The 12,394-nt window shown below is 57.2% G+C and carries 12 protein-coding genes; 2 read left to right on the forward strand and 10 right to left on the reverse strand.

Features of this window, described 5'->3' with window-relative positions:
- Positions 1-9: 9 nt before the first annotated feature.
- From ftsB to cysG, 6 genes are all read right to left on the reverse strand, one after another.
- Positions 10-321 (reverse strand): cell division protein FtsB, encoded by a 312-nt coding sequence (ftsB, locus tag ACQUTD_RS00755; protein WP_072569977.1) that lies wholly within the window; start codon positions 319-321, stop codon positions 10-12.
- 170 nt (positions 322-491) lie between these two features.
- Complete coding sequence (locus ACQUTD_RS00760; protein ID WP_072569976.1) at positions 492-812, reverse strand: DUF3561 family protein; 321 nt, start codon at positions 810-812, stop codon at positions 492-494.
- A 48-nt stretch (positions 813-860) separates the two neighbouring features.
- Positions 861-1,466: an adenylyl-sulfate kinase gene (gene cysC, locus ACQUTD_RS00765; RefSeq protein WP_473276711.1), complete on the reverse strand. Its 606-nt coding sequence runs from the start codon at positions 1,464-1,466 to the stop codon at positions 861-863.
- Positions 1,466-2,893 carry a sulfate adenylyltransferase subunit CysN gene (cysN, locus tag ACQUTD_RS00770; protein WP_473276712.1) on the reverse strand — a complete coding sequence of 476 codons (1,428 nt, stop codon included), beginning with the start codon at positions 2,891-2,893 and terminating at the stop codon, positions 1,466-1,468. Before cysN ends, cysC begins: the two co-directional genes overlap by 1 nt.
- A gap of 9 nt (positions 2,894-2,902) precedes the next feature.
- The gene (cysD, locus tag ACQUTD_RS00775) at positions 2,903-3,811 is read right to left on the reverse strand and encodes a sulfate adenylyltransferase subunit CysD (RefSeq protein ID WP_473276713.1); all 909 of its coding nucleotides are present in this window, start codon (positions 3,809-3,811) and stop codon (positions 2,903-2,905) included.
- 9 nt (positions 3,812-3,820) lie between these two features.
- Positions 3,821-5,236: a siroheme synthase CysG gene (gene cysG / locus ACQUTD_RS00780; RefSeq protein WP_473276714.1), complete on the reverse strand. Its 1,416-nt coding sequence runs from the start codon at positions 5,234-5,236 to the stop codon at positions 3,821-3,823.
- Between the two features lie 238 nt (positions 5,237-5,474).
- Here cysG and ACQUTD_RS00785 point away from each other — a divergent pair, with 238 nt between their 5' ends.
- Positions 5,475-6,515: an aminopeptidase gene (locus ACQUTD_RS00785; protein WP_072569972.1), complete on the forward strand. Its 1,041-nt coding sequence runs from the start codon at positions 5,475-5,477 to the stop codon at positions 6,513-6,515.
- 72 nt (positions 6,516-6,587) lie between these two features.
- Here the strand turns inward: ACQUTD_RS00785 and cysH are convergent, their stop codons facing one another.
- From cysH to cysJ, 3 genes are all read right to left on the reverse strand, one after another.
- A complete protein-coding gene (gene cysH, locus ACQUTD_RS00790; protein WP_318376435.1) occupies positions 6,588-7,322 on the reverse strand; it encodes a phosphoadenosine phosphosulfate reductase in 735 nt (244 codons plus the stop codon).
- Positions 7,323-7,467: 145 nt separating this feature from the next.
- Entirely contained in the window at positions 7,468-9,180 is a 1,713-nt protein-coding gene (gene cysI / locus ACQUTD_RS00795; protein WP_473276715.1) for an assimilatory sulfite reductase (NADPH) hemoprotein subunit, read from the reverse strand.
- Positions 9,180-10,997 (reverse strand): NADPH-dependent assimilatory sulfite reductase flavoprotein subunit, encoded by a 1,818-nt coding sequence (gene cysJ, locus ACQUTD_RS00800; protein WP_473276716.1) that lies wholly within the window; start codon positions 10,995-10,997, stop codon positions 9,180-9,182. Before cysJ ends, cysI begins: the two co-directional genes overlap by 1 nt.
- Positions 10,998-11,301: 304 nt before the next feature.
- Here cysJ and queD point away from each other — a divergent pair, with 304 nt between their 5' ends.
- A complete protein-coding gene (queD, locus tag ACQUTD_RS00805) occupies positions 11,302-11,664 on the forward strand; it encodes a 6-carboxytetrahydropterin synthase QueD (protein WP_072569966.1) in 363 nt (120 codons plus the stop codon).
- 42 nt (positions 11,665-11,706) lie between these two features.
- Here the strand turns inward: queD and queE are convergent, their stop codons facing one another.
- Positions 11,707-12,378, reverse strand: a complete 672-nt coding sequence (gene queE, locus ACQUTD_RS00810; RefSeq protein WP_072569965.1) for a 7-carboxy-7-deazaguanine synthase QueE — start codon at positions 12,376-12,378, stop codon at positions 11,707-11,709.
- Positions 12,379-12,394 lie beyond the last annotated feature (16 nt).

Raw genomic sequence — 12,394 nt, forward strand, 5'->3', positions numbered from 1 at the left:
GGGCTTCGCTTATCGATTATTTTGCAGTGACCCTGGCGTGCGTTTAGACGCATCCGGCACCAGACGGTAAAAGGTTTCGCCTGGTCTGGTCATACTGAGTTCGTTACGTGCGCGCTCTTCAATCGCTTCCTGGCCGCCATTGAGATCGTCAATTTCGGCGAAAAGCTGATCGTTGCGCGCTTTAAGTTTGGCGTTTGTTATCTGCTGCGCGGCCACATCGTCGTTGACACGGCTGAAGTCATGCAGGCCGTTTTTGCCGAACCACAGTGAATACTGTAGCCAGACCAGCAGTGCCAGCAACAGCAGCGTTAATTTACCCATCGTGCCCCCTGAAAATCGGCATCATCATCCCATAACTTGCGCGCAGACTCCACACTAAGCCGATACCGCGTCATCGCGGCCAAATGTAGCACTATTTACGGGCGGGCGCACAGGTGCGCATTTCTGACACATTGCCTTAACGAGCGTTACGCTTTGAAGTATGGAACGGCTCAGCCCATCAGCCACATAAATAACGCGCCGAACATGGTGACCACGATAATTACCGTCGCCACGCTGCTGTAAAGCAGCCTGCCGTCCAGCAATGAGTGCATGGCGATGCCCACCACCACGGCGACGGGCATCAGCGCCAGAAAGAAGGGCCAGGTATACAGAAAAAAGAACAGTGTATTCGGGCCATAGAGCAGAAAGGGTATGCCGAGCGCCAACAACCACGACACAAAGCCAACGATCGCCCCCGGAAATGACCAGGTGGTTTCCTCGCGGGCAGCGGTCTCAGACCGTGACAGATAAATGTTCTGGCTATTGCGCATATTGGATCCTGTGACCTGACTGTCCGTGATAGCAAAATCGGACATGTCTCAGGATCTGATAATATCGTTCTGTCTCAGCAGGTCTAATAATTGACCCACTAAATTTGTTACCAATTGTTCGCCATCTAAATGCACATCCGGCGTTGCAGGCGCTTCATAGACCGAATCGATACCGGTAAAGTGACGCAGTTCCCCGGCACGGGCTTTTTTGTACAGCCCTTTGGGATCACGCGCTTCGCAGATGGCCAGCGGCGTGTCGACGAACACCTCAATAAAGCGCCCTTCCCCGACGCGTTCTCGCACCATTTCACGTTCGGCGCGGTGCGGAGAGATAAACGCCGTCAATACCACCAGCCCGGCATCGACCATCAGACGCGCCACTTCCCCGACGCGACGGATGTTCTCTTTGCGGTCATCATCACTGAAACCCAGATCGCTGCACAGCCCGTGGCGTACGTTATCGCCATCGAGCAGATAGGTGCTGACGCCAAGCCCGTGCAGCGCCTCTTCCAGCGCCCCGGCAACGGTGGATTTCCCCGAGCCAGACAGCCCGGTAAACCACAGCACAACCCCACGATGACCGTGGAGTTGTTCACGTTGCCCGGCGGTTACCGGATGCGGATGCCAGACGACGTTTTCATCGTGCTGCGCCATTATTTGCCCCCTGACAAATCACGCGCGCCCCAGTGCGGGAAGTGTTTACGCACCAGCGCGTTCAGTTCCAGTTCAAAAGCGCTGAATTCCGACGGCGCATGGCTTGCCTGCTCGTTCGGCTCCCGCACCATACCTGCGCCCACGGTGACATTGCTCAAACGATCGATCAGGATCATGCCGCCGGTCACCGGGTTTTCCTGATACTTATCCAGCACCAGCGGTTCGTCAAAGGTCAGATCCACCAGCCCGATGCCGTTCAGCGGCAGGTTTTCAGCCTGATTATGTTCGAGGGTGTTGATGTTCACCTGATACTGAATGCCATCGACGCGGGCGCGGGTTTTCTTACCGGCGACTTTGATGTCGTAACTCTGGCCCGGCGTCAGCGGCTGCTCCGCCATCCATACCACGTCCACCGACGCGCTCTGCACTGCTTTCAGCCCGTCCTGCGCATCCAGCAGTAAATCGCCGCGGCTGATGTCGATTTCGTCCTTCAGCACCAGGGTGACCGCTTCCCCTGCCCCGGCCTGTTGCAGATCGCCATCAAAGGTGACGATACGCGCCACCGTCGATTCGACGCCCGACGGCAGCACTTTGACGCGCTGGCCGACGTTGACGCTGCCGGACGCAATGGTGCCGGAGAAGCCACGGAAATCGAGATTCGGGCGGTTCACATACTGCACCGGAAAACGCATCGGCTGCGTCTCCACCACGCGCTGGATCTCAACGGTTTCCAGCACCTCCAGCAGCGTCGGGCCGCTGTACCACGGCATGTTGCTGCTCTGGCTCGCCACATTATCGCCTTCCAGCGCCGACAGCGGTACAAAGCGGATGTCGAGGCTGCCCGGCAGCTGTTCAGCAAAGGTCAGATAGTCTTCGCGGATCTGATTGAATTTCTCTTCGCTGAATTCCACCAGATCCATTTTATTCACCGCCACCACCAGATGACGGATCCCCAGCAGCGTGGAGATAAAGCTGTGGCGGCGGGTCTGATCCAGCACGCCTTTACGCGCATCCATCAGCAGGATCGCCAGGTCGCAGGTGGACGCGCCGGTCGCCATATTGCGGGTGTACTGCTCGTGACCCGGCGTATCGGCGATAATAAATTTACGCTTCTCGGTGGAGAAATAGCGGTAGGCCACGTCGATGGTGATGCCCTGCTCGCGCTCGGCCTGTAAACCATCCACCAGCAGCGCCAGATCCAGTTTTTCGCCCTGGGTGCCGTGACGCTTGCTGTCGTTATGCAGCGACGAGAGCTGATCTTCATAAATCTGGCGGGTATCGTGCAGCAGACGCCCAATCAGCGTACTTTTACCGTCATCGACGCTGCCGCAGGTCAGAAAACGCAGCAGGCTTTTGTACTGCTGCGCATGCAGATAGGCTTCCACGCCACCTTCGCTGGCAATTTGTTGTGCAATAGTCGTATTCATGGCGGCTCCTTAGAAATAACCCTGGCGTTTCTTCAGCTCCATAGAGCCGGCCTGGTCGCGGTCAATGACGCGTCCCTGTCGTTCGCTGGTGGTGGACACCAGCATCTCTTCGATGATCTCCGGCAGCGTTTGCGCTTCGGATTCCACCGCGCCGGTCAGCGGCCAGCAGCCGAGGGTACGGAAACGCACCATGCGCTGCTCAATTTTTTCGCCCGGTTGCAGGTCGATGCGATCGTCATCGATCATCATCAGCATACCGTCACGCTCCAGCACCGGTCGCTCAGCGGCCAGGTACAGCGGTACGATTTCAATATTTTCGAGGAAGATGTACTGCCAGATATCCAGCTCGGTCCAGTTGGAGAGTGGGAATACGCGAATGCTTTCGCCTTTGTTGATCTGGCCGTTGTAGTTGTGCCACAGCTCCGGGCGCTGGTTTTTCGGATCCCAGCGGTGGAAACGGTCGCGGAACGAGTAAATACGCTCTTTGGCGCGTGATTTCTCTTCGTCACGGCGCGCGCCGCCGAAGGACGCATCAAAACCGTATTTGTTCAGCGCCTGCTTCAGCCCTTCGGTTTTCATGATGTCGGTGTGCTTGCCGCTGCCGTGCACGAAGGGATTAATGCCCATCGCCACGCCTTCGGGGTTTTTATGCACCAGTAGCTCGCAGCCGTAAGCTTTGGCGGTGCGATCACGGAACTCATACATCTCGCGGAATTTCCAGCCAGTATCCACATGCAACAACGGGAACGGCAGCGTGCCCGGATAAAACGCTTTGCGCGCCAGATGCAGCATCACGCTGGAGTCTTTGCCGATGGAATACATCATCACCGGATTGCCAAATTCTGCCGCCACCTCGCGAATGATATGGATGCTTTCCGCCTCCAGTTGTCGCAGGTGAGTGAGTCGTTTTTGATCCATAACCGTTCCTTAAGCCAGATTTACCACGGAGTTATCAAAAGATCCCGTGCCTGTAGAGTGTTGAAACCAGGCGAGCGCATCGCGTAAGTGCACCACTTCGCCCACCACCAGCAGCGCTGGCATCGGGGCGTTAAGCGCCAGGTTCTCTAATTGTTCTAATGTGCCGGTTTTGACTGACTGATCGCGGCGCGTACCGCGCGAGATCACCGCCACCGGCGTCGCTTTATCGCGACCGTGCGAAATAAGTTGCTGGCTGATTTCCGCCGCCTTCATGGTGCCCATGTACACCGCCAGCGTCTGACGGCTCTGCGCCAGCTGCGACCAGTCGAAAGGCGTGCTGTCGGCTTTGTAATGCCCGGTCACAAAGGTCACGCTCTGGGCAAAATCACGGTGCGTGAGCGGAATGCCTGCGTAAGCCGTTGCGCCGGACGCCGCCGTCACGCCGGGCACCACCTGGAAAGGCACGCCCGCAGCGGCAGCAGCCTGAAGCTCTTCGCCGCCGCGCCCAAAAATAAAGGGATCGCCGCCTTTCAGCCGCACCACGGTTTTGCCCGCCCGCGCTTCATCAATCAGCATCTGATTGGTTTCATGCTGCGGCACCGCATGGCCGCCAGCCCGTTTGCCGACGCAGATTTTGTCGGCGTCGCGCCGCGTCAGCTCCAGCACCTCATCGCTGACCAGATGGTCATAAAACACCACGTCCGCCTGCTGAATAACCTGCAGGCCGCGCAGCGTCAGCAGCCCGGCATCGCCTGGCCCTGCGCCCACCAGGATAATTTCCCCGCCAGCACTGCCTGGCGATGCCAGCTCTTCCGCCAGCACCGCTTCGGCGGCCTGTTCGTTCCCGGCAGCCATCAGGCTGGCGAAGCGCCCGCGAAAGGCCGCTTCCCAGAAACGACGACGCGCGTCTGTGGTCTTACGAAAGGTTTTGATGCGCTCGCGCCACTGTCCGGCAACCTCCGCCATGCGGCCTAAATTCGCCGGAAGCAGCGCTTCGATTTTTTCCCGCAGCAGACGCGCCAGCACCGGAGCGTTACCGCCGGAAGAGATCGCCACCACCAGCGGGCTGCGGTCGACGATTGACGGGAAAATAAAGGAGCACAGCGGCTGGTCGTCCACCACGTTCACCAGCCGCTGGCGGGCGTCGGCGGCGTCATAGACGCGACGATTAAGCGCGCGGTCGCTGGTGGCGGCGATAACCAGAAACACAGCATCAAGCTGCGTTTCATCGAACTCGGTTGCCAGCCACACCAGCGCCTGTTCATCCGCCAGACGCTGCACCTCTGCGCCCAGTTCACGGGCGACAACCTGCACCTTCGCTCCCGCGCGTAATAAGAACGCGATTTTGCGGGCGGCGATCTCGCCACCGCCAATAACCAGTACGGGTCGGTTTTTTACCGCAGCAAAAATGGGCAGGTGATCCACAAGGTAACAGCTCGCTAACATTCAGGAATAAGGGGACTATAGGGGGCGGCTGTGAGCGAATGAAATTACGAATTGGAATGAGTAGTTCCGCAAAGGAATAACGACGCGGGAAAGCAAATATCAAAAAGTGCTTAACGCCAGAAAATTCGTGCGTTTAGGCGCAATTCAAATTGTGTAAGGCCGATCACAGTTTCATACTAAGCCGGTCAAAAATTTCCGGCATGTTTAAGGACTCACTATGTTTTCCGCATTGCGCCACCGTACCGCTGCCCTGGCGTTCGGCGTATGCTTTACTCTTCCCGTTCAGGCGGCGTTGCTGCCTCCCGGTGACATGGCAAGCCACCAGGCACGTTATATTGCAACCTATTTCCCCGGCCGTATGACCGGCACGCCGGCAGAGATGCTTTCGGCGGATTATGTGCGACAGCAGTTTGCGCAGATGGGTTACCAGAGCGATATCCGCAAGTTCACCAGCCGCTTTATCTATACCTCGAAAACCAATCAGCGTAACTGGCACAACATTACCGGCAGCACGGTGATCGCCGCGCATGAGGGCAAGCAGCCGGAGCAGATTATTATCATGGCGCACCTCGACACCTACGCGCCGCGCAGCGATGCGGATATTGATAACAATCTCGGCGGCCTGACCTTACAGGGGCTTGACGATAACGCTGCCGGTGTTGGCGTGATGCTGGAGCTGGCCGACGCGCTGAAAGATGTCCCGACGCAGTACAGCATCCGTTTTGTTGCCACCAGCGGCGAGGAGGAAGGCCAGCTCGGCGCGGAAAACTTTCTGAAGCGCATGAGCGAGGCAGAGCGGAAAAATACCCTGCTGGTGATTAATCTCGATAATCTGATCGTCGGCGATAAGCTCTATTTCAACAGCGGCAAAAATACCCCCGCCTCGGTACGCAAGCTGACCCGCGACCGCGCGCTGGCCATTGCCCGCAGTCGCGGCATCGCCGCCGCCACCAATCCTGGCCTGAATCCGCAATACCCGAAAGGCACGTCGTGCTGCCACGATGTTGAGGTGTTTGATAAAGCAAAAATTCCGGTGCTGTCGGTGGAAGCGACAAACTGGTCGCTGGGCAATAAAGACGGTAACCAGCAGCGCGCCAAAACCCGTTCATTCCCGGACGGCACCAGCTGGCACGATGTGCGTCTGGATAACCAGCAGCACATCGACAGCGCCCTGCCAGGCCGCATCGAACGCCGCAGCCGCGACGTAATGCGCATCATGCTGCCGCTGGTGAAGGAACTGGCACGGGCGAAGACCTGAAAGCATCATCTTCGCAGCAGACCCCATAAAAAAAGCCGATCGGCGGAGATCGGCTTTTTTGTTTAGCGTTGCTTAGCCTTCATGCAATCCGCACTCACGCTTTAGCCCGAAGAAGCGGGTTTCTTCTTCAGCCATACCCGGTTCCCATTTACGGGTGGTGTGGGTATCCCCAACCGACAGGTAGCCCTGATCCCACAGCGGATGGTATTTCAGGCCATGCTTTTGCAGGTACTGGAAGACGGTGCGGTTATCCCAGTCAATAATCGGCAGCACTTTAAAAACGCCGCGCTGGATGGCCAGCACCGGCAGGCTGGCACGACTGCCGGACTGGTCACGGCGCAGGCCGGCAAACCATGTCTGCGCATTCAGCGCTTTCAGCGCACGGTTCATCGGCTCGACTTTGTTGATGTCGTTGTACTTTTCGATGCCTTCGACGCCCTGCTCCCACAGTTTACCGTAGCGTGCTTCCTGCCAGGCGGCGCTCTCTTTCGCGCGATACACTTGCAGGTTCAGTTTGAGTTTGTCCGTTAACTCGTCAATAAACTGGTAGGTTTCCGGGAACAGGTAGCCGGTATCGGTGAGGATCACCGGAATATCCGGGCGGATCTGATTCACCAGATGCAGGCTGACCGCCGCCTGAATACCAAAGCTCGACGACAGCACATATTCGCCCGGCAGGTTTTCCAGCGCCCAGGCAACGCGCTCCTCTGCGCTGAGTTTTTCAAGCTGGCCGTTCGTTTCGGCGAGGGCCAGTACGCGTTCTACTTTTGGCAGATCGTTGAGCGCGTTTAGATCGAGTACGGACATAGATTCCTCACTTATGCCGGGTGGCGCTTATGCTTACCCGGCCTACAGAATGGCGGGTGTGCCGGGTGGCGCTTACGCTTACCCGGCCTACGGTTTAGCCCTGTAGGCCGGATAAGGCGTTCACGCCGCCATCCGGCGTGTTACGTTATTCCCAGAAATCCCGCGCCGGATCCAGCACCGGACGGATGATGCCAGCACGAACGGTGAAATCACCGAAGCCTTCGTTGGCATCGCGCTCTTTCGCCCAGCGCCCCACCAGTTCATCGATGGTGTCGAGAATTTCCGGTTCGGTGATGTTTTCACGGTACATCCGCGGGATGCGCGTGCCCATACGGTTGCCGCCCAGATGCAGGTTGTAGCGTCCCGGCGCTTTACCGACCAGCCCCAGCTCCGCCAGCAGCGCACGGCCACAGCCGTTCGGGCAACCGGTAACACGCAGCACGATATGCTCATGACCAAGGCCGTGTTTTTCCATTACCGCTTCCACTTTATCGATAAAGGTCGGCAGGAAACGCTCGGCCTCCGCCATCGCCAGCGGGCAGGTCGGGAAAGCGACACAGGCCATGGAATTCTCACGCTGCGGTTTCACGGCGTTCATCAGACCATGATCGCGCGCCAGCTTTTCGATCTTCGCTTTGTCGCTTTCCGGCACGCCCGCCACGATCAGGTTCTGATTCGCGGTTAAGCGGAAGTCGCCTTTGTGGATCTTCGCGATCTCCAGCAGACCGGTTTTCAGCGGACGATCCGGGTAATCCAGGATACGGCCATTCTCGATAAACAGCGTCAGGTGCCACTTATCATCGATGCCTTTCACCCAGCCGATACGATCGCCGCGACCGGTAAATTCATACGGGCGGATCGGCGCGAATTTAATGCCTGCGCGACGTTCCACTTCCGCTTTGAAGACGTCCGGGCCGACGCGCTCCAGGGTGTATTTGGTTTTGGCATTTTTACGATCGGTACGGTTGCCCCAGTCGCGCTGCGTGGTGACCACGGCTTCGGCGACCGCCAGCGTGTGCTCCAGCGGCAGGAAGCCGAATTCGGTCGCGGTACGGGCGTAGGTTTTCTTGTTGCCGTGCTCAATGGACAATCCGCCGCCTACCAGCAGGTTAAAGCCCACCAGCTTGCCGTTTTCGGCGATGGCGACAAAGTTCATGTCGTTGGCGTGCAGATCGATGTCGTTTTGCGGCGGGATCACTACCGTGGTTTTAAACTTACGCGGCAGATAAGTTTTCCCCAGGATAGGCTCTTCGTCGGTGGTCGCCACTTTCTCCGCGTCGTGCCAGATTTCCGCATAGGCGCGGGTGCGCGGCAGCAGGTGCTCAGAGAGCTTTTTCGCCCACTCGTACGCTTCGGCATGCAGCTGAGATTCCACCGGGTTAGAGGTGCAAAGCACGTTACGGTTCATGTCGTTCGCCGTTGCCAGCGCGTCCAGTCCCACTTCGTGCAGCATCTGATGCGCCGGTTTAACGTTCTTTTTCAGGATGCCGTGATACTGAAACGTCTGACGGTTGGTCAGACGGATGCTGCCGTAGATGGTTTTCTCGGTGGCGAATTTATCCACCGACAGCCACTGCTGCGGGGTAATGATACCGCCCGGCAGACGGCAGCGCAGCATCATCGCATGACGCGGCTCCAGTTTCTGCTCGGCGCGTTCGGCGCGAATGTCGCGATCGTCCTGCTGGTACATGCCGTGAAAACGGATCAGCAGGAAGTTGTCACCAGAAAAACCGCCGGTCAGGCCGTAATTTAAATCTTCCGCAATAGTACCGCGCAGGTAGTTGCTTTCCAGCTTCATGCGCTCGGCATCAGCCAGTTTACCTTCGACCACCAGCGGGCCAGGATGTTTTTCGCTCATTAGTAGACATCTCGCTGATAACGGCGCTCAACGCGCAGCTCACTTAAAAATTCATCCGCCGCTTCGGTATCCATGCCACCGAATTCGGCAATCACATCCAGCAAAGCCTGCTCAACGTCTTTCGCCATACGATTGGCGTCGCCGCAGACATAAATGTGGGCGCCGTCATTGATCCAGCGCCACAGCTCTGCGCCCTGTTCGCGCAGTTTGTCTTGTACGTATATTTTTTCTTTCTGATCGCGGGACCAGGCCAGGTCGATGCGGTTCAGCACGCCGTCTTTAACGTAGCGCTGCCACTCCACCTGGTATAAAAAGTCTTCCGTAAAGTGCGGGTTACCAAAGAAGAGCCAGTTTTTACCGGGGGCCTCATCGGCGGCACGTTGCTGCATAAAGGCGCGGAACGGCGCGATGCCGGTACCTGGCCCTATCATGATCAGCGGCGTTTCCGGGTTTTCCGGCAGACGGAAGTTATCGTTATGTTCGATAAACACGCGGACTTCGCCATCTTCTTCCACGCGATCGGCGAGGAAGCTGGAGGCGCCACCAGCCCGCGCGCGGCCTTCAATGTCAAAACGCACCGCGCCCACGGTAATGTGCACTTCGCTTTCCACTTCCGCCTGGGACGAGGCGATGGAGTACAGGCGCGGCGTCAGCGGACGCAGCAGACCGATAAGCGCCTCAGCATCCAGTTGCGCCGGGGAGAAACGCACCATATCGACAATCGGCGTCGTTGCGGCGTAGTGCTGCAACTTCGCTTTATCGCCCACCAGCGGCAGTAAGGTTTCGCTGCGGGTCAGGGTGGCGTAGTTTTCCACGATGTTGACGGTATTCACCGTCAGCTCAAAATGCCATTGCAACGCCTCGGACAGCGGCAGAGTTTTGCCATCAACATTCACCTGTTCGTCGCCGGTCAGCCACAGCAGTTCAACCAGTTCTTTGACCAGCGCCGGATCGTTCTGATACCACACGCCCAGGGCATCGCCCGGCAGATAGCGCAGGCCGGAGTCGCCCAGATCGATCTCCAGATGACGCACATCTTTTTCGGAATCGCGCCCGGTGATCTTCTGATTGACCGACAGCGTGGCGCAAAGCGGCGCTTCTTTAGTATAGGGGCTGGAAGTGACTTCGTTGACCACGCCGCTGGCGGTAGCCGCAGCCTGCGCCGGGCTTTCCTGCGGAACGCGGGATTTCAGAACGTCCAGGATGCGCCCGCGCCATTCGGCGGCAGCGGCCTGATATTCAACGTCAGTGTCAACGCGGTCGAGCAGGCGTTCAGCGCCCAGCTCCGCCAGCTTGCTGTCAAAATCTTTGCCGCTCTGGCAGAAGAATTCATAAGAGGAATCGCCCAGGCCAAAGACGGCGAAGGCCGTACCGTTAAGTTTGGGCGCTTTTTTCGAGAACAGGAACTTGTGCAGCGCGACGGCTTCTTCCGGCGGCTCCCCTTCCCCTTGCGTGGAGGTCACGACAACCAGCAGTTTTTCCTGAGCGATTTGTTTGAATTTATAGTCGCCCGCGTTCACCAGGTTGACGTTAAGCTTCGCCGCCAGCAGATCATCGCGCAGGGCTTCCGCCACGCGGCGGGCGTTGCCGGTTTGCGAGGCGGAAATCAGCGTGATAGCTGGCGTTTCTTTCGCGGCAGGCGCGGCAGGCGTGGTTGTGCCCGCAACGGTTCCAGGCTGCTGATTAAGCACGCCCCAGAAATAGCCGGAAACCCAGGCAAGCTGAGTCGGAGTAAGTTCGGATGTCACCGCCGTTAGGCGCGACATTTGCTCCGCATTAAGCGGCAGCAAAGCGGAAGGTGGGGCCTGAGTCGTCATGCGTCGTCCAGTTCCAGTAAAAGCTGTTTTTATAAGGGGGAAAAACAGAACAGAGAGTAAGGTTAACGGCGCGAATAATAACAACTAAAGAAGGGTTGGAAATAACAAATAACCAAAATGACTAACCTCTTTTAGCTATAGTTATTAACACTAAAACCGGTCAATTAAGCATTTGAATTTTAATAATAAAAAACCCATAACTCTGACAAATACTTTGGTTAAACACTTTTCCCGGTTTTTGTTAATGCTAAAAAAGGTCATATCCGCTACCCTACGGCGGTTTTTGCCTTACAGAGAAATGATAATGATCACCACCTTGTTTAAAGATTTCACCTTCGAAGCTGCCCATCACCTGCCGCACGTGCCGGAAGGCCATAAATGCGGTCGCCTGCACGGTCACTCCTTTATGGTGCGCCTGGAAATTACCGGTGAAGTCGATCCGCATACCGGCTGGATCATGGATTTTTCCGAGCTGAAACGCGCATTTAAGCCGACGTATGATCGCCTGGATCACTATTATCTGAATGATATTCCGGGGCTTGAAAACCCGACCAGCGAAGTGCTGGCCGCGTGGATCTGGAACGAAATGAAGCCGCTGGTGCCGCAGCTGAGCGCGGTGATGGTGAAAGAAACCTGTACGGCGGGCTGTATTTATCGCGGGGAGTGATTTCCTGTCATGTGACCCTCTCCCGTGGGAGAGGGCGTCTGGTCAGGCGATGTTCAGATATTTATGCGTCTGCATCGACAGCCGCCAGTTGCGGGCAATGCAGGTTTCGATGCACAGGCGCGTGGCGTCTTCTTTCTGACTGATGGGTTGCAGGGCGATAACGCGGGGTTTGTCATCGTCAAGACGCGCCAGCAGTTCATCCAGCGCTTCAATATCCCGCACACGGCCTACCGGATGTTTGATCTCGTCGGCGCGCTCCAGCGCCTGCGTCAGCACGTCATATCCGCCGCGCATGTTTACCTTCGGCGATACCGTGACCCAGGTGCCGGTTGTGGTGCGGACTTCGTGCGTGCCGCTGGTTTCGATCTGGCAGCTAAAACCGTTCTTCTCAAACAGTGAGGTCAGCGGCAGCAGATCGTGTATGCAGGGCTCACCGCCGGTGATCACCACATGACGCGCGGTATAACCCTGACGGCTGATAATCGCCAGCAGATCTTCGCTGCTCGCCGCGCCCCATTTATCGCTCTCTTTGGTTTTGGCGATAACGCTGTAGAGCGACACTTCCCGATCGGAAAGCTTGTCCCATGTGTGTTTGGTGTCGCACCAGGCACAGCCAACCGGGCATCCCTGCAAACGAATAAAAATGGCAGGAACGCCGGTAAAGTAACCCTCGCCTTGCAAGGTCTGGAACATTTCATTAATCGGGTACTGCATACTCATCTCTGTTCAG

The organism is Enterobacter sp. K510, from assembly GCF_055804875.1.

Bases quoted from the DNA above. Each gene is read 5' to 3' on its own strand.
- cysH (WP_318376435.1), bottom strand. From the start codon at position 7,322: ATGTCCGTACTCGATCTAAACGCGCTCAACGATCTGCCAAAAGTAGAA.
- cysI (WP_473276715.1), bottom strand. From the start codon at position 9,180: ATGAGCGAAAAACATCCTGGCCCGCTGGTGGTCGAAGGTAAACTGGCT.
- queD (WP_072569966.1), top strand. From the start codon at position 11,302: ATGATCACCACCTTGTTTAAAGATTTCACCTTCGAAGCTGCCCATCAC.
- cysC (WP_473276711.1), bottom strand. From the start codon at position 1,466: ATGGCGCAGCACGATGAAAACGTCGTCTGGCATCCGCATCCGGTAACC.
- queE (WP_072569965.1), bottom strand. From the start codon at position 12,378: ATGCAGTACCCGATTAATGAAATGTTCCAGACCTTGCAAGGCGAGGGT.
- cysD (WP_473276713.1), bottom strand. From the start codon at position 3,811: ATGGATCAAAAACGACTCACTCACCTGCGACAACTGGAGGCGGAAAGC.
- ACQUTD_RS00785 (WP_072569972.1), top strand. From the start codon at position 5,475: ATGTTTTCCGCATTGCGCCACCGTACCGCTGCCCTGGCGTTCGGCGTA.
- cysN (WP_473276712.1), bottom strand. From the start codon at position 2,893: ATGAATACGACTATTGCACAACAAATTGCCAGCGAAGGTGGCGTGGAA.
- cysJ (WP_473276716.1), bottom strand. From the start codon at position 10,997: ATGACGACTCAGGCCCCACCTTCCGCTTTGCTGCCGCTTAATGCGGAG.
- ACQUTD_RS00760 (WP_072569976.1), bottom strand. From the start codon at position 812: ATGCGCAATAGCCAGAACATTTATCTGTCACGGTCTGAGACCGCTGCC.
- ftsB (WP_072569977.1), bottom strand. From the start codon at position 321: ATGGGTAAATTAACGCTGCTGTTGCTGGCACTGCTGGTCTGGCTACAG.